Origin of the sequence: Massilia sp. H6, from assembly GCF_024802625.1 — a bacterium.
In the GTDB taxonomy this organism is placed as follows: Bacteria; Pseudomonadota; Gammaproteobacteria; order Burkholderiales; family Burkholderiaceae_D; genus Telluria.
In genome coordinates this window covers 1,492,267-1,518,240 of record NZ_CP103371.1, presented here as the reverse complement: position 1 = coordinate 1,518,240, position 25,974 = coordinate 1,492,267, and the positions used below count along the sequence as shown (strand labels likewise).

The following is a 25,974-nucleotide window of genomic DNA, read 5'->3' as shown; positions in this document are numbered from 1 at the left end:
GCGTATCCGGGCCCGTCCTGGAAAAAACTCAAGCGCGCAAAAAGTGAAACAGATTGCGCAGTATCGCCGCGCTGGCCCCCCAGATAACATATTGCTCGTACGGCATTGCGTAGAAAGTGCGCTTGCCCGCCCCTTCGGGCAAGTCCATCGTGCGCCGCTGGTGATGTGCGCCGGCCATCAGGAAAGTCAGCGGCACCTCGAAGATCTCGGCCACTTCGCCTGGATCGGCATGCAACGTGAAAGGCGGGGTCACCAGCGCCACCACGGGGGTGATGCGGTAGGCGCTGATGGTGGCGTGATCGGGCAGCACGCCGACGATCTCGATGTGGCGGCGATGCAGGCCGATTTCTTCCTCGGTCTCGCGCAGCGCGGTCTCGATCGGCGACGAGTCGAGCTCTTCGGCGCGGCCACCCGGAAAGCTGACCTGGCCGGCATGGCTGGCCAGGTGGTCGGTGCGCCTGGTCAGCAGCACGTTCAGGCTGGTGCCGCGCTCGACCAGCGGCACCAGCACCGCGGCGCGGCGCAGGCGCAATGCTGGCGTGCCAAGCGCTTCATCCGAGGCCTCGGGCTCCCAGGGCAGCGTCCGGGCGAAGCGCGCGCGAACGCTGGCGGCGCTCAGGGCGGCGGGGTCGAGCGCGGCCTCGCCGCCGATGCCATCCACCGGAAACACCATCGGATCGAATACAGGCTTGATCAAATCATCTTCCTCTAACGCAAACGAAAAAAGGCATCCTTGCGGATGCCTTTTCCAGAACACAGACGCTATTACGCTGCGGCTGGTGCGGTCTTGACTTTACGCTGTGGCAGCTTTTCTTTGATACGTGCCGACTTGCCCGAACGCTCGCGCAGGTAGTACAGCTTCGCACGACGGACGTCACCACGGCGCTTGACTTCGATCGAAGCGATCAGCGGCGAATACAGCTGGAACGTACGCTCGACGCCTTCGCCGGACGAGATCTTGCGAACGATGAAGTTCGAGTTCAGGCCGCGGTTACGACGCGAGATGACGACGCCTTCGTATGCCTGGGCGCGCTTGCGGTTGCCTTCGACGACGTTGACGCTGACGACGACGGTGTCGCCTGGTGCGAAATCAGGAATGCTGCGGCCGAGGCGCGCAATCTCTTCTTGCTCGAGTTGCTGAATCAGATTCATTTTATGACTCCATTAACCATCTTGCTGGCGCGTACTGTTGAACTGCGACGCCCGGTAGAGGATGGGGTTGAACACGCAGGCAAATTGCCTGCATTACATGCACACAAGGTACATTCTTACTCGGCAGGTTGGTCCAGCCCTGCCAGAAACTTTTCGTCCAGCTTCGTCAACAGGCCGGCGTCGCGCGCCCTGCCTATCAGTTCCGGCCGTTTTGTCCAGGTCGCTTCCAGCATGCGCTGGCGGCGCCACTTGGTGATCTCTGCATGGTTGCCGCCCATCAGCACCGGCGGCACCGGCTCGCCATCATAGACTTCGGGGCGCGTGTAATGCGGCGAATCGAGCAGGCCGTTGACAAAGCTGTCTTCGATCGCCGAGGCATCGTCGCCCAATACACCGGGCAGTTGCCGCACCACTGCATCCATCAAGGCCATTGCTGGCAGTTCGCCGCCCGAGAGCACGAAGTCGCCGAGCGAGATTTCTTCGTCGACGCAGCGGTCCAGCAAGCGCTGGTCCACTCCTTCGTAACGGCCGCACAGCACGACCAGTCCTGGCTCGTCCTTCAGCGCCATCACGCGCGCATGGGTCAACGGCTTGCCTTGCGGCGACATGAACACCACGCGCGGCGCGCTCAAGCCGAGCTCGACCTGGCGCTGCTTGGCGGCGGCGATCGCGGCTTCGAGCGGTTTTGCCAGCATCACCATCCCGGGGCCGCCACCATAGGGGCGATCATCCACGGTACGGTGGCGGTCCTGCGTGAAATCGCGCGGATTCCAGAGCGTCAGGCCCCAGCGCTGCTGCTCGATGCCGCGCCGGGTTACACCCGACTGCGTCAGCGCGGCAAACATTTCTGGAAACAAGCTCACGACGTCAAATTGCATCGGGACCTCGCTTCGCATTGGCGGGGTTAATAATCCAGACCCCAGTCCACGGTAATGAGTTTCGCGCCCAGGTCGACGGTCTTGACAAACTGGTCCACGAACGGCACGAGGCGCTCCGGCACCTTGACCTCGGGTGCTGCTTCTGGAACGGGCACAGGGGCAATACGCAGGATAGACTGCGCGCCGTTGTGCATCATGTCAGTCACCTTGCCGAGGGCGTCGCCTTCGAGGTTGACCACATCCAGGCCGATCAGGTCGGACCAGTAATACTCGTCTTCTTCGAGCTGCGGGAATTCTTTACGCGATACCAACACCGCTGCACCCTTGAGCGCCTCGGCATCGTTACGGTCGCGCAAGCCGACCAGGGTGACGACCACGTCGCCACCATGCATTTTTGCATTCCGAGGCTTCACGGAATGCAGTGCCGGCTTGTCGATCCACCAGGTCTTGATGCTCAGCAGCGCATCTGCGTCGGTAGAAAACGGGGTAACACGCAGTCCACCCACGATTCCAAACGCACCGGACACATAGCCAACCTGCACCAGGTCGTCGGGGACTTCCACCCCGGATGCTGCTGAATCGATCAAACCGGTAAAACCTTACTTAGGCTGCAGGCTGCTGGTTTGCGACCAGACGAGCAACGGTTGGCGACAGTTGTGCGCCAACGCCTTGCCAGTAGGCCAGACGGTCAGCAGTGATACGCAGGCCGACTTCAGCGCCCGACGCCATCGGGTTGTAGAAACCGATGCGCTCGATGAAACGACCATCGCGACGGTTACGCGAATCGGTTGCAACGATGTTGTAGAACGGGCGCTTTTTTGCGCCGCCACGAGCCAAACGGATAACGACCATAATAATTCCAAAAAGTTGTACTGGACGGAGAAAGCCGACGATTATAGCGCGCATGTCCGCACAGCAGCAAGCGTTAATGACAACCCGGCGCGCAACCCCGGCGAATTGAGCATTATCGCCGATTTCGCGCCGCAAGACTACCGTTGCCTGTCCTTGGCGGCGATTGTCCCACCGGGATCTTGCGCATGCGCGCCGAAATGCGCGTGACGGCCGCGCGAGACGGCCGCGCGAGACGCGATGGTATTCGACCGCTTCGCAGGCGACATCCTTGTCAATTTGCACCATACTGCTGCTTTACTGAACTTTAGGCAACGCTCATGGCTGTCTGGCACAAGAACAAGACCTTCGCGACCCTGCTCGCCCTGCTGCTGGGCGGCGTGGGCGCCCACCGCTTTTACCTGAAGGGGCCGCTCGACCGGCTCGGCCTGCTGCACCTGGGCAGCCTGCCCATGAGCGCCGCACTGTGGGCCGTGGTGCAGCCCCACCCCTTCTATGTGGCGCTACCGATCCTGCTGTCGTATGTGGCAGGATTTATCGAGGGCCTGGTGATCGGACTCACGCCGGACGACGCCTGGGATGCGCAATACAACCCGGGTAGCGGCAAGAGCTCGCGCTCGAACTGGATGCTGGCACTGTTGCTGGTGCTGACCGTGGGTGTGGGGGCGGTTGCGCTGATCGGCACGATTGCGCGGGTGTTCGACCTGCTGTATACGGGTGGCGCCTACGGCTGAGCTGCTGGACGCCGGTTTGCCTGCGACCGGCCCATTTCTTCCATGCCGTGCCAAACCTTCGCCGCACAGCGCCCTGGGGTCGGTGTATAGTGGAATTCCAGGCTTCATCCTGCGCCCTTCTCGCCTACTTTAATGGGAGAACACATCGTGGAAACCCGTCAGCGCCAGCTTGCCGATTATCTGCCCGAGGCCGTCTACAGCTGTGATCTGGAAGGCCGCGTCATCGACTTCAACCGCGCCGCCGAAGTGCTGTGGGGACGCGCTCCGGCGCTCGGGGCCGAATACTGGTGCGGCTCGAAAGCGCTCTTTACGGCGCAGGGCGTGGCCTTGCGACATGACGAGTGTCCGATGGCGCTTGCCCTGCGCGAGCGCCGCGAGGTAGGCCGCATCGAGGCCATGCTGGAGCGGCCAGGTGGCGAGCGGCGCTACGTGCTGGCCCATCCACGGCTGATCCACGACGCGCACGGCCAGGTTGCGGGAGCGGTCAATGTCGTGATCGACATCACCGAACGCCGCCTCGCAGAAAACCAGCTGCTCGAGAGCCACCTGCGCAAGGACGCCTTTATTTCCACCGTGGCGCATGAACTGCGCAGCCCGCTCTCGCCCATCATGTCGGCCGCGCAAATGATCGAGACGACAGACAGCCCGGATACCATGAAACGCATGGCCGGCGTCATCACGCGCCAGGCCCGCATGCTCGGACGCCTGGTCAACGACCTGTTCGACGCTTCCAGGATCGCCCGCGGCGACCTGCCCCTGCACAAGGCCGCCGTGCCGTTCCAGCGCGTGCTGCTGGTGGCGCTCGACATGGCGCGTCCATCGATCGACCTGCGCCATCAGCGCTTGAGCATCGCGCCGCTGCCAGAGTCGCTCATGGTCGACTGCGACGATGTGCGCGTCGCCCAGCTGATCGGCAACATCCTTGCCAACGCCAGCAAGTACACCCCGCACCATGGCGCCATCGACGTCGCTGTCGCACTGGCCGGCAAGGTCGTGATCATCAATATCAGCGACGATGGCATCGGGATCGAACCTGGCCGCTTGTCCGAGATTTTCACCTTGTATGCGCAAATCGACCACCAGGACAGTGCGCGCCAGGGCGGCATGGGGATCGGCCTGGCGCTGGCCCTGGACCTCGCCCGCAGGCACGGCGGCACCATCGAGGCGTTTTCCGACGGTCCGGGCCAGGGCAGCCGTTTCGAGATCCGCTTGCCGATTGCGCTACACTAACAACAAGCCCATGCCGAACCTGCGCGACTGGCCGCGTTGGCGTTTGGGTTAATCAGCGCCGGCTTCGCCGCTCGCCGAAGCGCTGGCCGAGACCGAGCCCCCAGCCTGGACCGAGGCCGGCAACTGCGTCGATTTCGCCTTTTGCACCACCGAACCGGCAGCACCTGCGCCGCCAGATACTGCGCCGGATACTGCGCCAGATACTGCGCCAGATACTGCGCCGCGCGCGGCGCGCGCTGCCGAGCCGGCTTGCCGGGCCGCGTTGCCGGCCTGGGCACGGACAGCTGCCGCACCAGACGCCGTAGCGGACGCCGTAGCGGACGCCACCCCACCGGCGGCATTGGCGCCGGTGCTGCTGCCCATGGCCGCTGCTTCCTGTCCAGCCTGCATGCCGGCGCTTCCCGACAGGGCGCCGGATAATCCGAGCGAGCCGTTCCCGCCGGCCTCGGCCTCACCGCCGGCCATACCTGCCCGTGCCGGCTCGCCCATTGATCCAGCTCCGGCGTTGGCGGAGCGCGAAGCTGCACCTGCCGCCGAGAGCCCGCGGCGCTGCAGTGCGCCCGCCGCATTGCCACCCAGGCCGCCCGATTGCGCCGCTTCATTGTCACCCATCGCTGCGGCGCCATTGGCGCCGCCAGCCAGCATCCCGCGCAGGCCGCTGCCAGCAGAACCGGCGTTGGCCGCACGGCCAGTCGATTGCAGGCTGCCGGCCAGGGCGCCGTCCATGCCTGCCGCTCCCGACAATGCAGATGGGGCGGCGGCCGGCACGACCGCGGAGCGCGCGGCGCGGCGGTCGATGCCGCGCGGCGCCTCCAGTGCACCACGGGTGCCCATCGCGTCCATCGCGCCCATCGCGCCCATGCGGCCGCTCAAGCCGCCGCCGATCATGCCGCCGGCCCCGCCGCCCAGGCCCAGGCCGCCGCCCCCGCCGCCGAGCAACTGGGCCTGGGCCGACACGGCAAAGCCCGACATGATGACGATGGCGAGATGACGGGCGATAGTGGTGGTTTTCATGGTGAATTCTCCTGTAGGTAGCACGCGAAGTGCGCGCCGATACATGGAAAACGAGCGGGCTCGGCCGTTTATTCCCTCACCCAAAAAATATTTTTTTACCGAAACCTTGCCGGCGCCATCCGCAGCGCTGCGCCAACCACGCCATGGCCGGTCGCATTGCTCACCGTCGCCTGGTTGCTGCCTGCCGCCAGCCGCGCCAGCGCGGCCAGGGCGCGCGCCGCGGCATCGCGTTCCGGTTGCGGCAAGGATTGCGCCAGCAAGGCCGAGACAATCGGCGCGGCGAACGAACTGCCCCGCACTTGCCGATAAGGCGGCGCCCCCAGCGCCGCGCTTACCATCTGGCTGCCCGGTGCGGCAAACATGACCTGCGGCCCACGCGCCGATTCCGGCAGCGGCCTGCCCTCGGGGTCGACGCCGCTCACGCCCACCACGCCGGGATAACTGGCCGGGTACAGCGGCGGCGCCGCCGGGCCATCGTTGCCTGCCGCCGCCACCAGCAAGTGACCGCGCGCGAGCATTGCCCCGACCACCCGCCCCAGGGTCGCGTTGGGCGGGCCGACCACGCTCAGGTTGATCACGCCAACCTGGCGCCTGGCCATCCATTCCAGGGCCGCGGCGATCTTGTCGGCCGAGCCGCCGGTCGGAGCGTCGCAATAGATATCGGCGGCAAACAGCCGCAGGCCGGGCGCGGCGCCGCGAAAACGGTCGCTGCGGCCTACCATCAGTGCGGCCACGGCGGTGCCGTGCGGCGCCGGATGGCGCGTGCCGCCACAGCCGAACTGTTCGATCGTCGTCCCGGCAAACACCGGGTGCGCGCTGGCCACGCCACTGTCGATCAGCCCGACGCCGCCGCGACTTGCCGCGGCGCGAGCATCGGCACCGGCACCGGCACTGGCACCGATGTTCGCGCCAGTACCGCCACCTAGCGCCATGCTCGAGCCACCCAGGTAGACATGATTGAAATCGAACGCGCCTTGCGGGTCGAGCCCGCGCAGGCTTGCCAGTGCGGCGCCCGTGCTCAAGCCGGCAGGCGCGCGCAGCACGACCAGCGATTCACCGAGAAGCTCGAAGCGCTGCTCGCGGATCACCTCGAAACCCAGGCGCAAAGCAGCGGCCATCAGCGCCGGTGTCGGGGACGAGGCCAGGATCTCGGAGCGCACTACCGGTTCGCCGCGCGTATCGGTCTCGAGCACGTCAGGATGGCGGCGCAGCAGCTCGCTTACCCCCTCCAGCCGCAACTTGTCCAACTGGCCCGGCACCACCCGGTCCAGCAGCGGTCCAACCGGCCGCACCAGGCCATCGAGACCGGGGTTGCCCAGGCCTTGCGGCAAGTTCAGGGATGGCAGGCGCAGCTGGGCCGTGGCCATGCCGGGCCAGTACAGGCCCAGTGCAATAGCGGCATGCGCCAGGATGGCGAACAGCGATCGACCGAGTGTCATGGCTGGGCAGGCTTTCGTTGAAATTGAGAACTATATCGAAGTAAACGAACGGCAGATGGAATAAAATCCCTGGCCCAGACGTTTATCTCTTGTGACCGCCAACTTTCCCATGCTTGCCGAAGAACTTGCCGCCCTGTTGCCCCGCATGCGCCGCTTTGCGCGGTCATTGACGTTTCACCGTGAAGACGCGGACGACCTGGTGCAGGTCGCCATGGAACGCGCTTTGGGACGCACCGAGCAATATACAGAAGGCACGCGCCTGGACAGCTGGCTGTTTCGCATCGTACGCAATGCCTGGATCGATGAAGTGCGCAGCCGGGTGCGGCGTGACCACCTGTTCGCACCCGAAGACGAGGGCGAACAGGTCGGACACGACGCGATCGGCGCGCACCAGCAGCGCATGGCCGTACAAAAAGCCATGAGCCTGCTGTCCGACGAGCATCGCATCGTGGTCGCGCTGGTACTGGTGGATGGCTTGCCCTACAAGGAGGCGGCAGCGGTGCTGGAGATACCGATCGGCACCCTGACCAGCCGCCTGGCGCGGGCGCGCGACACATTACAGACAATCTTGCAAGATGGAGCGAGGAGCCCGGCATGAAGTTTTCCGACGACACCCTGATGATCTACGCCGACGGCGAGCTCGACGAGCCCGAACGCAGCCTGGTCGAGCGCGCCGAACGCGAAGATCCCGCAGTCGCCGCGGCTATTGCGCGTCACCGCGCCTTGCGCGCCGATGTGTTCGCCGCCTTCGACGGCGTGCTCGACGAGCCGATCCCGGCCCATCTGCAGGCCGGCACCGCGGCCGCCGCCGGCGCGGGTGGCAACATCAGCTCGTTAGGCGCCGCGCGCGAGCGCAAGGCCCGGCTGGCCGCTGCCCTGCCCCGCATCGAAGATGCGCGTGCACGCAACTGGCCACGCTGGGGGGCGCTGGCGGCCTCGCTGGTGGTTGGCGTGCTGGCCGGCCAGGCCTGGCTCGGCGGCCCAGGCGGTGACGAAAGCGCTTTCGCCGCCCTCGACGCCAGCGGGCAGCTGCTGGCACGCGGCGCGCTGGCCAATGCCTTGACCGAGCAGCTTGCCGGCAGCGGGCAAGCGGGCAAGCCGGTCCAGATCGGGCTGAGCTTCGCGGCGCGCGACGGCAGCTTTTGCCGCAGCTTCACGGTCAGCGGCAGTGCCGGCCTGGCCTGCCGCCAGGGCGAGCACTGGCGCATTCCGGTCCTGCGCGAGGGTACCGCAGATGGCGCTGCATACCGGCAAGCATCCAGCGCGGCACCTGCCGCCGTGCTCGACGCCATCGACGAGCGCATTGCCGGCGCCGCCCTCGACGCCGCAGCCGAGCGCAAGGCACGCGACCGGCGCTGGCAGCCTTGACTGCAATGCGCAAGCGGACACGGCGCAACATGCCGCTCTTTTGCGCTAGATCTATATCAAGCACAAATCGCTTGATAAGTAATGCTATTAATAAACACTGTGTCATTCATCCTGGACAGGGCTGATACAATTGCCGCTTGTAGGCACTTTCTACCCTTTTGCAGGGGCCATGCATGTCCGCACACCTCGACTATCCTCTCTACCAGCCAGCGCCGGCGTCATCCCATTTCGTCCGCTTCTACCAGGGCGACCTCGCCTTACTGACCGAAGTCGCGGAGTTCATCGACCAGGGACTCGACGGCGGCGGCACGGGGATAATCATTGCGACGGCCGAACATGCGCAGGCGTTGCAGCAACAGCTGATGGGGCTGGCATCACTCAAGGGGCGCCGCTGGTCTGCTGAACAACTGTTGGTGCTCGATGCAGGGGCGACGCTGGCGCGCATCATGGTCGACGACTGGCCCGATGAACAGCTGTTCGGCATTGCGGTCGGCGACGTCGTCCGCGCCACTTGCGCGCCCGGCACACCCGTGCAAGCGTTCGGCGAAATGGTTGCCCTGCTGTGCGCGCGCGGACTCTACGACGCGGCGGTCCGGCTCGAGCAATACTGGAACACCCTGGCGCAAGAATGCAGGTTCGCGCTGTTTTGCGCCTATCCGTGGCAACAGTTTTCCACGACCGAAGAGGCCGTGGCCTTCCGCCGCATTTGCGCCGCGCACGACCATGTCTGCGGCGGGGTGCATGCCGGCGCCGCGCACGAGTCTGCCCAAGATGTCGCGCGCCAGCTCGCCATCGCGCAACAGCACAATCGCGCCTTGCAAGGCGAGCTCGAACGGGCCAGGCAGGCCGAGGCGATGCTGCGCCAACGCGAGCGTGAACTGATGGACTTCCTGGAAAATGCCGCCGAATCGCTGCACCGGGTAGGGCCCGACGGCACCATCCTGTGGGCCAACAAGGCCGAACTCGCGCTGCTAGGCTACCGGTGGGACCAGTACGTGGGCCATCACATTGCCGAGTTCCATGCCGACGCCGAAGTCATCGCCTCGATCCTGGATCGCCTGCAACGTGGGCAGACCCTGCAGGACGAACCGGCTCGCCTGCTGTGCAGCGACGGCACGATCCGCCATGTGGTCATCAGCTCGAACGCCTGCTTCGAGAACGGGAGCTTGCGCTATACGCGCTGCTTTACCCGCGACGCAACCGAACGCCACTTGCTGGCGCAGCTGCACCGCGAGCGCGAAGACCTGGTGACCGAGCTGTCCCAAAGTAATCGGGCAAAGGACGAATTCCTGGCGATGCTTGCCCACGAACTGAGAAACCCGCTGGCGCCGGTGAGCTCGGCCGCGCAGATGCTGGCGATCATGGCCGACGATCCGCAGCGCGTGCGCTATGCGGCAGGCGTCATCACGCGCCAAGTGCGGCACATGACAGGCCTGATCGACGACCTGCTCGACGTTGCCCGGGTCACCCGCGGCCTTGTCGTGCTCGACCGCTCCCCCATCGATCTGCGCACCTTGGTGGCCGACGCCGTCGAGCAGGTGGCCCCGCTGGCCCAGGCCCGCCGCCAGCGCGTGCAGCTCGACCTGCCCGCCGACCCCGTGCTGGTGAACGCGGACCCGAAGCGCATCATTCAGGTGCTCGCCAATATCGTCTCCAATGCCAACAAGTTCACGCCGGACGGCGGCAGCATCGCCATCCAACTGCGCGCCGACGGGGCCGATGTCGAGCTGGCGGTAACAGACACGGGCATCGGCATGGATCCGGCCCTGGCGGCCCAGGTCTTCGACCTGTTCGTGCAAGGCGGGCGCACGCTCGCCCGGACCCAGGGCGGCCTGGGACTGGGCCTGGCGCTGGCCAGGAGCCTGGTCGAACTGCATGGCGGGACGATCGCGGCGGCCAGCCTGGGCGCCGGACTGGGCAGCACGTTTTCCATCCGCCTGCCGCGCCTTGCCGGGCATGCCGGGGATGCCGGCAGTTGCCGGCCAGCGCCGGCCAGCACGGCCGGTCACCCCCTGCGGGTAATGGTGGTGGACGACAACCGCGACGCTGCCGATGCACTGGCAGCGCTGCTGTCGGCCTTCGGACATGACGCGCAGGCCGTGTATTCGAGCGCGGCGGCGCTGGCGGCGGCAGCCACGCGATGCCCGCAGGTATTCCTGCTCGATATCGGCCTGCCCGACATGGACGGCCTGGCGCTGGCCGCCAGGCTGCGCGCCATGCCGCAGGCAGCGGACGTGCCGCTGGTGGCGGTGACCGGTTATCACCAGCCGCGCGACCGGGAACGGTCGCGCCAGGCCGGTTTCGACCATCATCTGGCAAAGCCGGTCGACACCGACGTGCTGCTGGCGATCCTGGCCGACATCGCGCTCCAGGCCAGCCGGCCACGGCTGGTACCAACGGGACAGTGAGAGCACGCGCCGCTATGTATAATTGCGGCTCACTTTAGCGAGCCGCCCGTGTCCTCACCCATCCGACTTACTCTCCTCTCGCACCTCCAGGACGTCTGCGACAACGCAACCGTCGCCATGTTCGTCATGGACGAGCGCCAGTGCTGCGTCTACATGAATCCCGCGGCTGAAATGCTCACGGGATACCAGCTCGAGGAGGTGCAAGGCGCGCCCTTGCACAATTTCGTCCACCATACCAGGCCGGACGGCACGCATTATCCGCTCGAAGAATGCCCCATCGACCAGGCCGCTCCTGCCAACATGCAGGAGCAGGGCGAAGAAATCTTCGTGCACCGCGACGGCTCGTTCTACCCGGTCTATTTCACTGCCAGCCCGGTGCGCCGGGAGGGCAAGGTGGTCGGGACGGTGATCGAGGTGCAGGATGCGCGCCCGCGCAAGCAACAGGAGCGCGAACGGGAAGCGCTGCACTCGATCGGCTCGCTGATCCTGCAAGAGCTGAGCCATGAAAAAATCGTGGAAGCCGTCACCGAGGCGGCTACCGGGCTGATCGGCGCCCAGTTCGGGGCGTTCTTCTACAACGTCCAGGACGAGGCCGGCGAAAGCTATACCTTGTATACCATCGCGGGCGTGCCGAAAGAGAACTTCAGCCAGTTTCCGCTGCCCCGGGCGACCCACCTGTTCGGCCCGACCTTCCGGGGTGAAGGCGCGATTCGCAGCGGCGACATTCGCGCCGACCCACGCTACGGCAAGATGGCCCCGCATCACGGCATGCCGCCCGGCCATCTGCCGGTGCGCTCGTATCTCGCGGTTCCGGTCAGCCTCGGCGGTGGCGAGGTGATTGGCGGGCTGTTCTTCGGTCACGAGGATACCGACCGCTTTACCGAAAGCCATGAGCGCCTGGTGGAAACCCTGGCAGCCCAGGCAGCAATCGGCCTGAACAAGGCTTCGCTGTACCAGGAAGCCCTGTTCGCCCGGCGCCGCGCCGAACTCGATGCGTTCGAAAAACAGAAGCTGTACGAAGAAGCGGCGCGCGCCAACGAGGCGAAAGACCAGTTCCTGGCTACCGTTTCGCACGAATTGCGCACTCCCCTGACCTCGATCCTGGGCTGGGCGCAGATGCTCACTTCGGGCAAGCTCGACGACACGATGCGCCAGCGCGCCATCAACACGATCGAGCGAAACGCGCGCAGCCAGGCCCAGATCGTCGAAGACCTGCTCGACATCTCGCGCATCGTCAACGGCAAGTTGCGCCTGAACGTCCAGCTGTTTTCGCCCCAGATGTCGGTCGATGCCGCGCTCGAGTCGCTGCGCCCGGCCGCCCAGGCCAAGAACATCACCCTGCAACTGGTGCTTGATCCCTCGGCCGGTCCGATTTCCGGCGACCCGGAGCGGCTCCAGCAAATCGTCTGGAATCTGCTGTCCAATGCGGTCAAGTTCACCCCCAAGGGGGGCCGGGTTTACCTGACGCTGAAAAAGATCGACTCCAACGTCCAGATCATCGTCGGCGACAACGGCGCAGGCATACCGGCCGAACACCTGCCGGCCATTTTCGACACCTTCACGCAGGTCGACCCCAGCTCGACCCGGCAGCAGGGCGGGCTGGGACTGGGCCTGGCGATCGTCAAGAAGCTGGTCGAGCTGCACGGCGGCTACGTACAGGCGAGCAGCCCCGGCGTGGGCAAAGGGTCGGTGTTCACCGTGACGCTGCCGCTGGCGGCCGTCAAGGAATCTGGGGCCGCGCCGGAAGCCGGCGCGGCGGCGGCAGCCAACTTCACGCTCCCGCAAGATACCGAAGAGTTCGGCCTCCGGGGTGCCACGATCTTGCTGGTGGAAGACGACGACGATGCCCGCAGCATGCTCGCCTCGGTCCTGCTCAGTGCGCACGCCGTGGTCGAAACCGCCTCCAACGCGAGCGAAGCCTTGACCCTGTTCGACGGGATCCATCCCGACCTGGTGGTGAGCGATATCGGCATGCCCGGCATGGACGGTTACGAGTTCATTGCCGAGCTGCGCAGGCGTGAACGGGAAGCTGGACAACCGGGCGTTCCTGCCGTGGCCCTGACCGCCTACGCGCGGGTGCAGGACCGCATGCGCGCGCTGACGGCGGGCTTCCAGATGCACGTGGCCAAGCCGGTAGAGCCGGCCGAGCTGCTGACGGTATTGTCGAGCCTTCGGTCCTGGAATATTCCCCAGTAAAACGTTCAATCAGGCATATTTAATTTGCATTTTTCACCTTAAATGCAAATTTAATTTGCATAACAAAAAAGCGGCCGAGGCCGCTTTTTTGCTTGCTGACGTCAGGCTTCCTTAGAACTGCTCGACCTCCAGCGCCAGCACGCCAGGCGCGCCTTCGACGATCGCGGTGCGCAGCCCCGGCGCCGTCGACAGCAGGTGGTCGGCAAAGAAGCGCGCGGTGGCGATCTTCGCGCGCAGGAAGGATGCATCGCCCTCGCCCGCTTCGAGCATCTTGCTCGCCGCCAGCGCGGCGCGCGCCATCTGCCAGCCGCCCAGCACGATGCCGGCCAGCTTCAGGTAAGTCACGCTGCCGGCGAACACGGCGCGCACGTCCGACTTGGCATTGGCCACGACATACTCCACCACCTGCTCGAGCGCGGTGCTGCCAGAGGCCAGCTGACGCCGGATGGCTGCGAACTCTTCGCCCTGCACCTGGCCCAGCTGCGCCTCGACCGCGCGCACCTGCTCGATCAGGCCCTTGGCCACGGCGCCGCCGTCGCGCACGGTCTTGCGGCCGACCAGGTCATTGGCCTGGATCGCGGTGGTGCCCTCGTAGATGGTCAGGATCTTGGCGTCGCGGTAATGCTGGGCGGCGCCGGTTTCTTCGATGAAGCCCATGCCGCCATGCACCTGCACGCCGTCGCGCGTGACGTTCTCGCTCATCTCGGTCGACCAGCCCTTGATGATCGGGACCAGGTATTCGTAGATGGCGAGGTTGGCCTTGCGCGTGGCTTCGTCGGCATGGCTGTGGGCGATATCAGAGTAAGCCGCGCCCACGTAGGCCAGCGCGCGCGCGCCTTCGGTCTGCGACCGCATCGACATCAGCATGCGGCGCACGTCCGGGTGGTTGATGATCGCCACCGGGCCGGGCGAGCCGGCCACTTCGCGCGACTGCACGCGCTCTTTCGCGAACGCCACCGCCTGCTGGTAGGCGCGCTCGGCCAGGCCGACGCCCTGCATGCCGACGCCAAAGCGGGCCGCGTTCATCATGATGAACATGTATTCCAGGCCGCGGTTCTCTGCGCCCACCAGGGTGCCGATGGCGCCGCCATGGTCGCCAAACTGCAGCACCGCCGTCGGCGACGCCTTGATGCCCAGCTTGTGCTCGATCGAGACGCAGTGCGCATCGTTGCGCGCGCCCAGCGAGCCGTCGGCATTGACCAGGAATTTCGGCACGATGAACAGCGAGATGCCCTTCACGCCCGGTGGCGCATCGGGAGTACGCGCCAGCACCAGGTGGATGATGTTCTCCGCCATGTCGTGCTCACCGTAGGTGATGTAGATCTTGGTGCCGAACACCTTGAACGTGCCGTCGCCCTGCGGCTCGGCGCGGGTGCGCACGGCGGCCAGGTCGGAGCCGGCCTGCGGCTCGGTCAGGTTCATGGTGCCGGTCCACTTGCCGCTGATGAGCGGCTCGAGGAACAGCGCCTTTTGTTCGTCGCTGCCGGCGGTGAGCAGCGCTTCGATGGCGCCATCGGTCAGCAGCGGCGCCAGCGCGAACGACAGGTTCGCAGCGTGCAGCATCTCGATGCAGGGGGTGGCCACCAGCTTGGGCAGCCCTTGGCCGCCGAATTCGCTCGGGTGCTGGATGCCCTGCCAGCCGCCGTCGGCAAAGGCGCGGAAGGCTTGCTTGAAGCCCTTCGAGGTGGTGACGCTGCCGTCGCGCCAATAGCTCGGTTCCTTGTCGCCTGCGTGGTTCAGCGGGGCGATGACTTCGCCGCAGAACTTGGCGCTTTCTTCCAGCACGGCGCTGACGGTATCTTGCGTAGCGTCTTCGCATCCGGGCAGCTGGCTGATCTCGGCCAGGTTCGCCAGCTCGTTGAGTACGAACTGCATGTCTTTCAGCGGGGCATGGTAGCTCAAGCTTGTCTCCTGATGTGACGTCTGATTCTGTGGGCATGGCTGCCGGCGTCGAACGCCGCAGCCAATGACCGTGTCAAGCAAAAACGTCGTTCCCGCATGCGCGGGAACGACGGGTCATGGGGTGGTGGTGACTACCACCGTGAACAGGGCTTAACCCAGTTCTGTCACCATCTGCGGCACGGCGTCGAACAAGTCGCCCACCAGGCCGTAGTCGGCCACCGAGAAGATCGGCGCTTCCGGGTCTTTATTGATCGCGACGATGACCTTGGAATCCTTCATGCCGGCCAAGTGCTGGATCGCGCCCGAGATACCGATGGCGACGTACAGGCTTGGGGCGACGATCTTGCCGGTCTGGCCAACCTGCCAGTCGTTCGGCACATAGCCGGCGTCGACCGCGGCGCGCGAGGCGCCCATGGCGGCGCCAAGCTTGTCGGCCAGCGGCTCGAGGATCTTGAAGTTCTCGGCCGAACCAAGACCGCGGCCGCCCGAGACGATCACCTTGGCGGCGGTCAGTTCCGGACGGCTCGAGACGGCCAGCTCGCGGCCGACAAACGCCGACTTGCCGAAATCGGCGCTAGGCGCGATCTGCTCGACCGTGGCCGAACCACCGCCGGCGGCGGAATCGAAGGCGGTGCCGCGCACGGTGATGACCTTGACGCTGTCGCTCGATTGCACGGTGGCGATGGCGTTACCGGCGTAGATCGGACGCTCGAAGGTGTCCGGCGAATCGACCTTGGTGATTTCCGAGATCTGGGCGACGTCCAGCTTGGCGGCCACGCGCGGCAGGATGTTCTTGCCGTAGGCGGTGGCCGGCGCCAGGATATGCGAATAGCCGGCGGCGATCGCCAGCACCTGCTCGGCGACGTTCTCGGCCAGGCCATCGGCGAAATGCGGCGCATCGGCGACCAGCACCTTGGTGACGCCGGCGATGTCGGCGGCGGCTTGCGCGGCGGCGCCGCAGTTCGAACCGGCGACCAGGATGTGGACCTCATTTGCGCCACCTTCGCCACACTGGGCGGCGGCGGTCACGGTGTGGTGGGTAGCGCCCTTGAGGGAGCCGTTGTCGTGTTCTGCAATGACGAGTGCGACCATGTTATTTCCTTGTATTGGGTTGCGTACTGCGATCAGATGACTTTGGCTTCAGTGCGCAGCTTCTGCACCAGCGTCGCCACGTCCGGCACCTTGACGCCGGCCGAGCGCTTGGCCGGCTCGACGACCTTCAGGGTCTTCAGGCGCGGACTGACGTCGACGCCCAGGTCTTCCGGCTTGACGGTTTCCAGCGGCTTCTTCTTGGCCTTCATGATGTTCGGCAGCGTCACGTAGCGCGGCTCGTTCAGGCGCAGGTCGGTGGTGATGATGGCCGGAAGGGTCAGCGAGATGGTTTCCAGGCCGCCGTCGACTTCACGGGTCACGGTGACCTTGCCTTCTTCGAGCACCACTTTCGAGGCAAACGTGGCCTGCGGCCAGCCCAGCAGGCTTGCCAACATCTGGCCGGTCTGGTTCGAATCGTCGTCGATCGCCTGCTTGCCCAGGATGATCAGCTGCGGCTGTTCCTTGTCGGCCAGCGCCTTCATGATCTTGGCCACGGCCAGCGGCTCGGTCTCGCCATTGGTCTCGACCAGGATGCCGCGGTCGGCGCCGATCGCCATGCCGGTACGCAGGGTTTCCTGGCACTGGGCCACGCCCACCGAGACTGCCACCACTTCGGTGACCTTGCCCGATTCCTTCAGGCGCGTAGCTTCTTCCAGCGCGATCTCGTCGAACGGGTTCATCGACATCTTGACGTTGGCGATATCCACGCCGCTGCCGTCGGATTTGACGCGGACCTTGACGTTATAGTCGACCACGCGTTTGACGGGTACCAGGACTTTCATAGGGTGCCTTTAGAAAATGAAGTGAGTGACAGACGAGGGCCTAGATTATATGAGAAATTCGGCTTCAGGTCGAAATTAAAGCACGATCGTGCGATTTCATGCTAGAGGGTTTCCCCTAAACCGCGCGCGCGATGGGGCGTCGGCATCCTTGCCCTGCCCGGCCAGCGCCTTGCCCAGGCCATCAGAGGGCCAGCCAAAACCCGTAACAGATCGATCATGGTCAATTCTGCCACATGCGGCACTGCCAGCAACGGCTTTTGTTCAGATGAAGAGGGGAAAGGAGGTGGCGCAGACAGCACGATCAGCATGCGTCGCTGCATCGGCCGAACATATTAGTCATGCAAAGCGGGCAGCCCCGGCGCAGGCCGCCGCCAGCACGACAGCGCCGCGCTTATTTGCGGCGCATCAGGAAGGTGAATTCGCCGTTTTCACTGGTGTGGGCCAGCAAGGCGTTGCCGGTCTGTTTGGCGAAGGCCTGGAAATCGCGTACCGAACCGGTGTCGGTAGCGACGATACGCAATACCTGCCCGCTTTCCATGTCGGCGAGTGCCTTCTTGGCTTTGAGGATAGGCAACGGGCAATTTAGCCCGCGCGCATCCAGGTCTCTCTGGAATTCCATGGTGTCAATGTCGATAATGGTGACGCTCATCGCTTGCCCTACTTAATGGGTGGTACTCGGAACTCGAATATACTCCAATTCCGGCCGTATGACGCAGCGCACCAAAATTGTCACACATTGTTGCAGGCCTGCAACCGGATGTCAAATACACCATGCTAATGCACTTTTTTACAACACTTTTGCGCCCCGTTGCGCCGCTTGCCATGCGCCCCGTATTATGCATCATGGGTAAATAGCAGGGTTGCAGCGCTCAAAAAAACGCCGCCCGAAGGCGGCGTCGTCATTGCCAGGGATAAGGATCAGGCGCGCTCGCCGACCCAGCCTGCCACGCCGGCCAGTGCCGCCGCCAGGTTGCTTGGATCGGTACCGCCAGCCTGCGCCATGTCCGGACGGCCGCCGCCCTTGCCGCCGACCTGCTGGGCCACGAAGTTCACCAGCTCGCCCGCCTTGACCTTGCCGGTGGCGTCCTTGGTGACGCCGGCGATCAGGGCGACCTTGCCGTCGACCACGCTCGCCAGCACGATGGCTGCGGTCTGCAGCTTGTCCTTGAGCTTGTCCATGGTCTCGCGCAATGCCGTGGCGTCGGCGCCTTCCATCGTCGCGGCCAGCACCTTGATGCCGTTGACGTCGACTGCCTTGGCCACCAGCTCATCGCCCTGGTTCGACGCCAGCTTCGACTTCAGTGCCGCCACTTCCTTTTCCAGCAGTTTCACCTGATCCTGCACCTGCGCGATACGCGCCGGCAGTTCGTCCGGGCTGGTCTTGAGTGCGCCCGCCGCTTCTTGCAGCTTGCGGTTCATCGCCTGCACCAGCGCCAGCGCGCCCTCGCCCGTCACGGCCTCGACGCGGCGGATGCCGGCGGCGACGCCGCCTTCCGACACAATCTTGAACAGGCCGATGTCGCCGGTACGGGTCACGTGCACGCCGCCGCACAGTTCTTTCGAGCTGCCGATGTCGAGCACGCGCACGGTGTCGCCGTACTTCTCGCCGAACAGCGCCATGGCGCCATGCTTGACGGCATCGTCGAAGCTCATGTTGTGCGAAGCTGTGGCGTGGTTCTCGAGGATCTCGCGGTTGACGATGGTCTCGACCCGGGCGATTTCTTCGAGCGTGAGCGCCGCGCCGTGGCTGAAGTCGAAACGGGTCTTGTCGGCATCGACCAGCGAGCCTTTCTGTTGCACATGGCCGCCCAGCACTTCGCGCAGGGCCTTGTGCATCAGGTGGGTTGCCGAGTGGTTGCGGATGGTGCGGGCGCGCTTGGCGGTGTCGACCTGCGCGTCGACCGTATCGCCCACCTTGAGCGAGCCTTCGCGCAGCACGCCATGGTGGCCGAATACGTCGGCCTGGATCTTGAGCGTGTCTTCGACTTCGAATACGTTCGCATCGCTACCGATCACCCCCTGGTCGCCGACCTGGCCGCCCGATTCTGCATAGAACGGCGTGGTATCGAGCACCACGATGCCTTCCTGGCCGGCCTTGAGTTCGTCGACCTTCACGCCGTCGGCGTACAGCGCCAACACATGGGTGTTGTGGGCCAGCGCATCGTAGCCGACGAACTTGGTCTTCTCGCCCGCGTAGTCGACCTTGGCGGCCATCTTGAACTTGCCGGCGGCGCGCGCTGTCTTCTTCTGCAGCTCCATTGCCGCGGTAAAGCCTGCTTCGTCGAGGGTGATGCCGCGCTCGCGGCAAATGTCGGCGGTGAGGTCGAGCGGGAAGCCGTAGGTGTCGTACAGCGTGAACGCGGTGCCGCCGTCGAGGTTCTTTGCATCCTTGGCCAGTTGGGCTTCCAGGATCTTCATGCCGTTTTCCAGCGTCTCGCCGAAACGCTCTTCTTCGGTCTTGAGGGTCTGCGCCACGCGCTGCGCCGCTTCATGCAGTTCCGGGTAGGCGCTGCCCATCTCGAGGTCGAGATCGGCGACCAGCTTGTGGAAGAACGGTTTCGTCTGGCCCAGCTTGTGACCATGGCGCAGCGCGCGCCGGATGATGCGGCGCAGGACGTAGCCGTGGCCTTCGCTGCTCGGAATGATGCCATCGACGATCATGAACGACGCTGCGCGGATGTGGTCGGCGATGACCTTGAGCGAGTTGTTGCCCAGATCTTCGGCGCCGGTTTCGCGCGCCGCGGCGCGGATCAGGGCCTGGAACAGGTCGATCTCGTAGTTGCTGTGCACGTGCTGCAGCACCGCGGCCAGGCGCTCCATGCCCATGCCGGTGTCGATCGACGGCTTCGGCAACGGGGTCAGGCTGCCCGATTCGTCGCGGTTGAACTGCATGAAGACCAGGTTCCAGATCTCGATGAAGCGGTCGCCGTCTTCTTCGCTGGACCCCGGAGGGCCGCCCCAGATGTCGGCGCCGTGGTCGTAGAACACTTCGGTGCACGGGCCGCATGGTCCGGTGTCGGCCATCTGCCAGAAATTGTCGGACGCGTAGCGCGCGCCCTTGTTGTCGCCGATGCGGATGATGCGCTCTTTCGGCACGCCGATCTCGTTGGCCCAGATGTCGTAGGCTTCGTCGTCTTCGAAATAGACGGTGACGGTGAGTTTTTCGGCAGGCAGCTGGTAGACCTGGGTCAGCAGCTCCCAGCAGTAGTTGATCGCGTCGCGCTTGAAATAGTCGCCGAAGCTGAAGTTACCCAGCATCTCGAAGAAGGTGTGGTGACGCGCGGTGTAGCCGACGTTTTCCAGGTCATTATGCTTGCCGCCGGCGCGCACGCAGCGCTGCACCGAGGTGGCGCGCGAATACGGGCGGGTATCCAGGCCCAGGAACACATCCTTGAACTGCACCATTCCGCTATTGGTCAGCAGCATGGTCGGGTCGTTGCCCGGTACTAGCGGGCTGGAGCGGACAATGGCGTGGCCCTTGGACTCGAAGAACTTGAGGAACTTTTCGCGGATTTCAGAAGATTTCATGTCGTATGGGCGTGAGGAGACAGCATGCTGGATAAAGAACCGATTATAGCAGCGGGCGATTGTGCTGTGCCGGCCGGGCAGGCTAGCTGCCGAAGTCCGGTCCGATCAGGTCGATCCGGTCGGTGCAGAACGCCTCGACGCCCCACGCCAGCAACTGCATGGCCCGCTGCGGCTCGTTGACGGTGTAGCAGAACAGGCCAAAACCAGCATCGCGCACGGCCTGCGCCAGTTCCGGCGTCAGGTGCTTGTGGTTGGTATGAATGGCGATTGCCCCGACCGAGCGCGCCAGCGGCTCCCAGCCCGGCGGCAGTTCGCTCATCAGGCAGGCGCGCGGCAGGTCTGGCGCGACCCGTTGCGCGGCCGTGAGCGCCGCCAGGCTAAACGACGACAACAGCGGCGCCCGCGCCAGCGCGCCTGCCGCAAGTTCGTCCGCGAACATGGCACGCGCCAGGCGCGCCACGGTCTCGCCGGTCTCGACATCGAACCCGCGCGCCGGCTTGATCTCGATGTTCATCCAGATCCCGTGCGCCTTGCAATACTGGGCGAACTCCACGAACAAGGGTACCGGTTCGCCGCGGTAGTCCGCGCCGAACGAGCTGCCGGCATCCATGCCTGCCAGTTCGGCCGCGTCGTAGTCGAAAACGTGGCCAGCGCCGCTGACGGTGCGGCCCAGGTAGGGATCGTGCATCACCACCGGCACGCCGTCGCGTGCCAGCATGACGTCGAATTCCACCGCGCGAAAACCATGATCCATGGCCCGGCGCAAGCCGGCCACGGTGTTTTCCGGAGCGAGCGTGCCGCCGCCACGATGGGACAGGATGCGGGGATATGGCCACATGCTTGCACTCCTCCCGAAGGATCTCAACCAACTGGCTTGCCAGCCGCGCCGGGCCCAGGCGGGCCGACGCATGCAGGGAGCTTACCCGGCCAGTGGCTAGATGTCTATATGGAAACGAAGTGCGCCTTTCACCGGGCCACCGTTGGTTACCGAACAGAGAAGCCCGCTCATCGCGCCTACCCTCGATCTTCCACCGCGCGTTGCAGAATCTTTGAGAACGCCATTGAACTGGCGATGGCGCACAAGCTGCGCCCTTGCTTTGCCACACCCTGCCAACCATCCACCAATGACGAGGACCCCATGGGCATTCTAAGCAATATTTTCAGCAAGATCTTCCCGAAATCGCATGCCGCCAACAAGGACGCGGCCGCGCCTGCTCAGGCACCGGCACCGGCCCCGGCCGCCCCTGCAGCCCCTGCCCCGCAGGCCCAGCCGCAGGCAGCTCCTGCAGCCCCTGCCCCGGCCGCCATGGACCAGGTCGACGTCGAGCAGATCCTGACTGCCAAGCAAAAGGCCTCCAGTCAGCAGCTGAACTGGCGCAGCTCGATCGTCGACCTGCTCAAGCTGCTCGACCTGGACAGCAGCCTGCAGGCCCGCAAGGAACTGGCCGCCGAACTGCATTACAGCGGCGACACCAGCGACTCGGCCAAGATGAACATCTGGCTGCACAAGCAGGTCATGAACAAGCTGGCGGCCAATGGCGGCAAGGTGCCGGCCGACCTGCGCGATTGAAGACCGCGCGCCGCGCGCGCTAGCAAGACGACAGGCCGGCTGAGGTTCAGCCGGCCCGTGTCATCGAAACACAGTGACCAATCAGAAGTACGACAGCCCCAGCGCCTTGCGCACTTCATCGGTCGTCGCCGCCGCCACTTCGCGCGCGCGCATCGTGCCTTCCTTGAGCATCTGCATCACCTGCCCCCGGTCCTGGGCGAATTCTTCGCGGCGGGCGCGGATCGGCGCCAGCATTTCCTGCAAGATGCCTTCCAGGCGCTTCTTGACGACACTGTCACCCAGGCCACCACGCTGGTAGTGCGCCTTCATCTCGGCCAGGCCTTCCTTGTCGGTATCGAAGGCATCGAGATAGATGAAGGCCACGTTGCCTTCGATATGGCCGGGGTCGGACACCTTCAGGTGCAGCGGATCGGTATATACCTGCTTGACCGCCGCGCGGATCTCATCGGCGGAGGCGCCGAGGTTGATGGTGTTGCCCAGCGACTTGCTCATCTTGGCGCGGCCGTCGATGCCCGGCAGGCGGCCTACTTCAGGCACGATCGCCTTGCACTCGACCAGGATTTCTTGCCCAACATTGCGATTGAACTTGCGCACGATTTCGTTGCACTGCTCGATCATCGGGATCTGATCGTCGCCGACCGGTACCACGGTGGCCTTGAAGGCGGTGATGTCGGCGGCCTGGCTGGCCGGATAGGTCAGGAAGCCGGCCGGGATGTCGCGCTCGAAACCGCGCAGGACGATTTCGGCCTTGACCGTCGGATTGCGCTCCAGGCGCGCCACCGTGACCAGGTTCAGGTAATAGAAAGTGAGCTCGGTGAGCTCGGGGATTTGCGACTGGATCAGGATGGTGGTCCGGGCCGGGTCGATGCCGCAGGCGAGGTAATCGAGCGCCACCTCGACAACGTTCCGGTGTACCTTACCAATGTCATCCATGTTGTCGGTCAGCGCCTGGGCGTCGGCCAGCATGATGAACTGACGGTAAGTGTCCTGGTAAGCGACACGGTTGCGCAGGCTGCCAACAAAGTGGCCGAGGTGCAGCGGACCGGTAGGCCGGTCACCGGTCAGGATGATTGGCGCAGGGTTGGCAGGTGGTGCGGAGGGGTTTTGCGAGCTCATCGTGTTTCCTTGGCTTTATTCTTTCAAAGCCCCGATCGTCCTGCGCCCCAAAAGAAAACGCCACCCGGATCGAGGCGGCGTTAGTTGAAATGCACATCATTTCCGTGGCCGCGCGCTGTCAGCAGCGCCACCAGGCAGGGAAATTAGAATGTGCTTTCGGAAAATTCATGGACTGCATGGTTGCAGGTTGACGCTCTGCTGTCAACCGCTTCCGGCGCCATGACCTGGCAGGCGCGGCTCCCCTTCTAGTATTTGTTAACCGGGTTGCCGACCTGCAGTTTTTTTGTTGCAATAAGATTAAGAATGGTGAAGGTCATGAATCCAAAAAAGAGCACGAACAGCCAAACCCGCCCCCTGGAACTGTGGGGTGGCCTCGAATGCACGGTTAACCGCGTGCGCGACGAATATTTCAGTCAACTCGACCGCAACGGCCATGCCGGACGCGCCTGCGACATCGAACGCTTCGCCTCCACTGGCATCCGCGCCATCCGTTATCCCGTGCTCTGGGAGCGTACCGCCCCCGAAGGCCTGTCGAATGCCGACTGGAGCTGGCCCGACGAGCGCCTGGCGGCGCTGCGCGAGGCCGGCGTGAACCCGATCGTCGGTCTGGTGCACCACGGCAGCGGCCCGCGCCATACCAGCCTGGTCGACCCGGACTTTGCCCAACAGCTGGCCGAGTACGCCGGCGCGGTCGCCGCGCGCTATCCCTGGGTCGAGCTCTACACCCCGGTTAACGAGCCCTGCACCACCGCCCGCTTCGCCGGCCTGTACGGTGTCTGGTATCCGCATGGCCGCGACGACCGCACCTTCATCGAGGCGCTGCTGGTGCAATGCCGTGCGACCGTGCTGTCGATGCGCGCGATCCGCGCCGTCAACCCGAATGCCAAGCTGGTCCAGACCGACGACCTCGGCAAGACCTATGGCACGCCTGAAATGGCCGCAGTTGCCGAGTTCTACAACGAACGGCGCTGGCTGGCCTGGGACCTGTTGTGCGGCATGGTCGGCCCCGAGCACGCACTCTGGAACTACCTGCTCAAGACCGGGATCGACGCCGCCGAATTTTTGTGGTTCCGCGAAAACACCTGCCCGCCCGACATCATCGGTGTCAATTACTACGTCACTTCCGAGCGCTGGCTCGACCATCGTCCGGAGCGCTTTCCGGACAACCGCCGCGGCATGGCCGATGGCATCGCCTGCGCCGACATCGAAGCCTCGCGCGTGCTGGCCACGCCGACGCCCGGCATCGCCCCCTTGCTGGCCGAAGTCTGGGACCGCTATGCCATCCCGCTGGCGATCACCGAAGCCCACATCGACGCCAACCGCGAGGACCAGCTGCGCTGGCTGCTCGAAATCTGGGAAGCGGCTCAGCAGTCGCAGCAGAACGGCATCGACGTGCGCGCCGTGACCGTCTGGTCGCTGCTCGGCTCCTTCGACTGGAACAGCCTGGTCACGCAGAACAAGGGCTATTACGAGCCGGGGCCGTTCGACGTGCGCTCGCCCGCGCCGCGCCCGACCGCGCTGGCGAAGATGATGCAAGAGCTCTCTTCCGGCCAGCCGCTATCGCATCCGGTGCTGCGCGGCCAGGGCTGGTGGCGCCGTCCGGGCCGCTTCCTGTGCCATCCGCCGGTGGCCACCCCGAGCGCCCTGACCTCGATCGCGGCCGACGGCCACCGCCTGGTCGGCACCGGCGCCGCCCCGATCCTGATCCTGGGCGCCACCGGCACGCTGGGCCGCGCCTTTGCCCGCGTCTGCCGCAAGCGCAACATCGCCTACCGCCTGCTGTCGCGCCAGGAGATGGACATCGCCGACATTGATTCGGTCGAGCGCGCCCTGGCCGAACACCAGCCGTGGGCGGTCATCAATACCGCAGGCTATGTGCGGGTTGACGATGCCGAGAACGACGCCGAGCGCTGCTTCCGCGAAAACACCGCCGGCCCGGCGATCCTGGCGGCCGCCTGCGCCCGCCACGGCGTGCACCTCACCACCTTCTCGAGCGACCTGGTATTCGACGGCCGGCAACAGCGCCCCTATGTCGAATCCGACCCGGTGGCCCCGCTGGGTGTCTATGGCCGCAGCAAGGCCGAGGCCGAAAGCGCGGTGCTGGACAAGCATCCGGGCGCGCTCATGGTGCGCACCAGCGCCTTTTTCGGCCCCTGGGACCAGCACAATTTCGTCACCCTGGCACTCGATGCGCTCGCGCGCGGCGAGTCGTTTACCGCCTCGAGCGACCTGACCATCACGCCGACCTATGTGCCAGATCTGGTGCACGCCTGCCTCGACCTGGCAGTCGACCGCGAGGCCGGGATCTGGCACCTGTCCAACGGCGGCGCGCTGAGCTGGGCCGAGCTGGCCCTTAAAGCGGCCGAGCGCGCCGGCGTCGATGCCAGTCGCCTGGATGCACGACCGGTCGCCTTCGCGGCGGCGCGCCCCGCCTATTGCGCACTGGCCAGCGAACGCGGCATCTTGCTGCCCCGCCTCGACCAGGCCCTGGATCGCTACCTCGAACTGCGCAACGTCGACGATCCGGAGATCGACGAACTGCAACTGACCGCCGAAAGCCGCCAGCCGGTCGCCAGCGGCCACCGGCAGCAAGAAGAGACTCCGCCAGAGGCGGTGCAGGCGGGGAACTGCTAGGGTCTGGTCGGCCCTGGTAAGCGTCGACCGGGCGCAGGCCCGCCAGCGTAGCGGCCCGGCCTGCCTGCTCGCGCTACAATCG

At 65.1% G+C, this 25,974-nt stretch carries 22 protein-coding genes; 8 read left to right on the top strand and 14 right to left on the bottom strand.

The annotated features are described in order from the left end of the window. Positions 1–28 precede the first annotated feature (28 nt). From NRS07_RS06745 to rpsP, 5 genes are all read right to left on the bottom strand, one after another. Positions 29–697 (bottom strand): CoA pyrophosphatase, encoded by a 669-nt coding sequence (locus tag NRS07_RS06745; RefSeq protein WP_259212022.1) that lies wholly within the window; start codon positions 695–697, stop codon positions 29–31. A gap of 68 nt (positions 698–765) precedes the next feature. Further along, the gene (rplS, locus tag NRS07_RS06740) at positions 766–1,152 is read right to left on the bottom strand and encodes a 50S ribosomal protein L19 (RefSeq protein ID WP_259212021.1); all 387 of its coding nucleotides are present in this window, start codon (positions 1,150–1,152) and stop codon (positions 766–768) included. A gap of 116 nt (positions 1,153–1,268) precedes the next feature. Then, positions 1,269–2,030, bottom strand: coding sequence for a tRNA (guanosine(37)-N1)-methyltransferase TrmD (gene trmD, locus NRS07_RS06735; RefSeq protein ID WP_259212020.1), 762 nt, complete (start codon positions 2,028–2,030; stop codon positions 1,269–1,271). A gap of 26 nt (positions 2,031–2,056) precedes the next feature. After that, on the bottom strand, positions 2,057–2,617 hold the full coding sequence (gene rimM / locus NRS07_RS06730; RefSeq protein ID WP_373889863.1) for a ribosome maturation factor RimM: 561 nt from the start codon (positions 2,615–2,617) through the stop codon (positions 2,057–2,059). Between the two features lie 16 nt (positions 2,618–2,633). After that, complete coding sequence (gene rpsP, locus NRS07_RS06725; protein ID WP_259213061.1) at positions 2,634–2,882, bottom strand: 30S ribosomal protein S16; 249 nt, start codon at positions 2,880–2,882, stop codon at positions 2,634–2,636. Between the two features lie 317 nt (positions 2,883–3,199). Here rpsP and NRS07_RS06720 point away from each other — a divergent pair, with 317 nt between their 5' ends. Both NRS07_RS06720 and NRS07_RS06715 read left to right on the top strand, forming a co-directional pair. Beyond that, positions 3,200–3,613: an NINE protein gene (locus NRS07_RS06720; RefSeq protein WP_259212019.1), complete on the top strand. Its 414-nt coding sequence runs from the start codon at positions 3,200–3,202 to the stop codon at positions 3,611–3,613. Between the two features lie 147 nt (positions 3,614–3,760). Then, the gene (locus NRS07_RS06715; protein WP_259212017.1) at positions 3,761–4,843 is read left to right on the top strand and encodes a sensor histidine kinase KdpD; all 1,083 of its coding nucleotides are present in this window, start codon (positions 3,761–3,763) and stop codon (positions 4,841–4,843) included. 48 nt (positions 4,844–4,891) lie between these two features. On the opposite strand, the gene NRS07_RS06710 is transcribed toward NRS07_RS06715, so the two are convergent. Continuing rightward, a complete protein-coding gene (locus NRS07_RS06710) occupies positions 4,892–5,857 on the bottom strand; it encodes a hypothetical protein (protein ID WP_259212015.1) in 966 nt (321 codons plus the stop codon). 95 nt (positions 5,858–5,952) lie between these two features. Beyond that, positions 5,953–7,296: a S8 family serine peptidase gene (locus NRS07_RS06705; protein ID WP_259212013.1), complete on the bottom strand. Its 1,344-nt coding sequence runs from the start codon at positions 7,294–7,296 to the stop codon at positions 5,953–5,955. Positions 7,297–7,405: 109 nt separating this feature from the next. Here NRS07_RS06705 and NRS07_RS06700 point away from each other — a divergent pair, with 109 nt between their 5' ends. From NRS07_RS06700 to NRS07_RS06685, 4 genes are all read left to right on the top strand, one after another. Continuing rightward, positions 7,406–7,894: an RNA polymerase sigma factor gene (locus NRS07_RS06700; RefSeq protein WP_259212012.1), complete on the top strand. Its 489-nt coding sequence runs from the start codon at positions 7,406–7,408 to the stop codon at positions 7,892–7,894. Continuing rightward, positions 7,891–8,664, top strand: coding sequence for an anti-sigma factor (locus NRS07_RS06695; protein WP_259212011.1), 774 nt, complete (start codon positions 7,891–7,893; stop codon positions 8,662–8,664). Before NRS07_RS06700 ends, NRS07_RS06695 begins: the two co-directional genes overlap by 4 nt. Positions 8,665–8,837: 173 nt before the next feature. Next, entirely contained in the window at positions 8,838–11,072 is a 2,235-nt protein-coding gene (locus NRS07_RS06690) for an ATP-binding protein (protein ID WP_259212010.1), read from the top strand. Positions 11,073–11,120: 48 nt separating this feature from the next. Further along, positions 11,121–13,268 carry an ATP-binding protein gene (locus NRS07_RS06685; protein WP_259212009.1) on the top strand — a complete coding sequence of 716 codons (2,148 nt, stop codon included), beginning with the start codon at positions 11,121–11,123 and terminating at the stop codon, positions 13,266–13,268. A gap of 111 nt (positions 13,269–13,379) precedes the next feature. On the opposite strand, the gene NRS07_RS06680 is transcribed toward NRS07_RS06685, so the two are convergent. The 6 genes from NRS07_RS06680 to ugpQ all read right to left on the bottom strand — a co-directional run bounded on the left by NRS07_RS06680 (position 13,380) and on the right by ugpQ (position 21,410). After that, complete coding sequence (locus tag NRS07_RS06680) at positions 13,380–15,170, bottom strand: acyl-CoA dehydrogenase (protein ID WP_259212008.1); 1,791 nt, start codon at positions 15,168–15,170, stop codon at positions 13,380–13,382. A gap of 150 nt (positions 15,171–15,320) precedes the next feature. Then, positions 15,321–16,262 (bottom strand): electron transfer flavoprotein subunit alpha/FixB family protein, encoded by a 942-nt coding sequence (locus NRS07_RS06675; protein ID WP_259212006.1) that lies wholly within the window; start codon positions 16,260–16,262, stop codon positions 15,321–15,323. A gap of 32 nt (positions 16,263–16,294) precedes the next feature. Beyond that, the gene (locus NRS07_RS06670; protein ID WP_259212004.1) at positions 16,295–17,044 is read right to left on the bottom strand and encodes an electron transfer flavoprotein subunit beta/FixA family protein; all 750 of its coding nucleotides are present in this window, start codon (positions 17,042–17,044) and stop codon (positions 16,295–16,297) included. Between the two features lie 391 nt (positions 17,045–17,435). Next, positions 17,436–17,663, bottom strand: coding sequence for a sulfurtransferase TusA family protein (locus NRS07_RS06665; RefSeq protein ID WP_259213060.1), 228 nt, complete (start codon positions 17,661–17,663; stop codon positions 17,436–17,438). 299 nt (positions 17,664–17,962) lie between these two features. Then, positions 17,963–20,572 (bottom strand): alanine--tRNA ligase, encoded by a 2,610-nt coding sequence (alaS, locus tag NRS07_RS06660; protein WP_259212001.1) that lies wholly within the window; start codon positions 20,570–20,572, stop codon positions 17,963–17,965. Between the two features lie 82 nt (positions 20,573–20,654). Continuing rightward, on the bottom strand, positions 20,655–21,410 hold the full coding sequence (gene ugpQ / locus NRS07_RS06655) for a glycerophosphodiester phosphodiesterase (RefSeq protein ID WP_259211997.1): 756 nt from the start codon (positions 21,408–21,410) through the stop codon (positions 20,655–20,657). Positions 21,411–21,710: 300 nt separating this feature from the next. Between ugpQ and NRS07_RS06650 the strand changes: the two genes are divergently transcribed. After that, positions 21,711–22,142: a DUF3597 domain-containing protein gene (locus tag NRS07_RS06650; protein ID WP_259211996.1), complete on the top strand. Its 432-nt coding sequence runs from the start codon at positions 21,711–21,713 to the stop codon at positions 22,140–22,142. Positions 22,143–22,223: 81 nt separating this feature from the next. Here the strand turns inward: NRS07_RS06650 and trpS are convergent, their stop codons facing one another. Further along, complete coding sequence (gene trpS / locus NRS07_RS06645; RefSeq protein WP_259211995.1) at positions 22,224–23,258, bottom strand: tryptophan--tRNA ligase; 1,035 nt, start codon at positions 23,256–23,258, stop codon at positions 22,224–22,226. 315 nt (positions 23,259–23,573) lie between these two features. Between trpS and NRS07_RS06640 the strand changes: the two genes are divergently transcribed. Further along, complete coding sequence (locus NRS07_RS06640) at positions 23,574–25,892, top strand: family 1 glycosylhydrolase (RefSeq protein WP_259211993.1); 2,319 nt, start codon at positions 23,574–23,576, stop codon at positions 25,890–25,892. The last annotated feature ends 82 nt before the right edge of the window (positions 25,893–25,974 follow it).

Coding starts and splice junctions, on each gene's coding strand:
- NRS07_RS06665 (WP_259213060.1), bottom strand. CDS start 17,663: ATGGAATTCCAGAGAGACCTGGATGCGCGCGGGCTAAATTGCCCGTTG.
- NRS07_RS06710 (WP_259212015.1), bottom strand. CDS start 5,857: ATGAAAACCACCACTATCGCCCGTCATCTCGCCATCGTCATCATGTCG.
- rpsP (WP_259213061.1), bottom strand. CDS start 2,882: ATGGTCGTTATCCGTTTGGCTCGTGGCGGCGCAAAAAAGCGCCCGTTC.
- NRS07_RS06690 (WP_259212010.1), top strand. CDS start 8,838: ATGTCCGCACACCTCGACTATCCTCTCTACCAGCCAGCGCCGGCGTCA.
- NRS07_RS06640 (WP_259211993.1), top strand. CDS start 23,574: ATGAATCCAAAAAAGAGCACGAACAGCCAAACCCGCCCCCTGGAACTG.
- trpS (WP_259211995.1), bottom strand. CDS start 23,258: ATGAGCTCGCAAAACCCCTCCGCACCACCTGCCAACCCTGCGCCAATC.
- ugpQ (WP_259211997.1), bottom strand. CDS start 21,410: ATGTGGCCATATCCCCGCATCCTGTCCCATCGTGGCGGCGGCACGCTC.
- alaS (WP_259212001.1), bottom strand. CDS start 20,572: ATGAAATCTTCTGAAATCCGCGAAAAGTTCCTCAAGTTCTTCGAGTCC.
- trmD (WP_259212020.1), bottom strand. CDS start 2,030: ATGCAATTTGACGTCGTGAGCTTGTTTCCAGAAATGTTTGCCGCGCTG.
- NRS07_RS06670 (WP_259212004.1), bottom strand. CDS start 17,044: ATGAAAGTCCTGGTACCCGTCAAACGCGTGGTCGACTATAACGTCAAG.
- NRS07_RS06705 (WP_259212013.1), bottom strand. CDS start 7,296: ATGACACTCGGTCGATCGCTGTTCGCCATCCTGGCGCATGCCGCTATT.
- NRS07_RS06720 (WP_259212019.1), top strand. CDS start 3,200: ATGGCTGTCTGGCACAAGAACAAGACCTTCGCGACCCTGCTCGCCCTG.
- NRS07_RS06700 (WP_259212012.1), top strand. CDS start 7,406: ATGCTTGCCGAAGAACTTGCCGCCCTGTTGCCCCGCATGCGCCGCTTT.
- NRS07_RS06695 (WP_259212011.1), top strand. CDS start 7,891: ATGAAGTTTTCCGACGACACCCTGATGATCTACGCCGACGGCGAGCTC.
- NRS07_RS06650 (WP_259211996.1), top strand. CDS start 21,711: ATGGGCATTCTAAGCAATATTTTCAGCAAGATCTTCCCGAAATCGCAT.
- rplS (WP_259212021.1), bottom strand. CDS start 1,152: ATGAATCTGATTCAGCAACTCGAGCAAGAAGAGATTGCGCGCCTCGGC.
- NRS07_RS06675 (WP_259212006.1), bottom strand. CDS start 16,262: ATGGTCGCACTCGTCATTGCAGAACACGACAACGGCTCCCTCAAGGGC.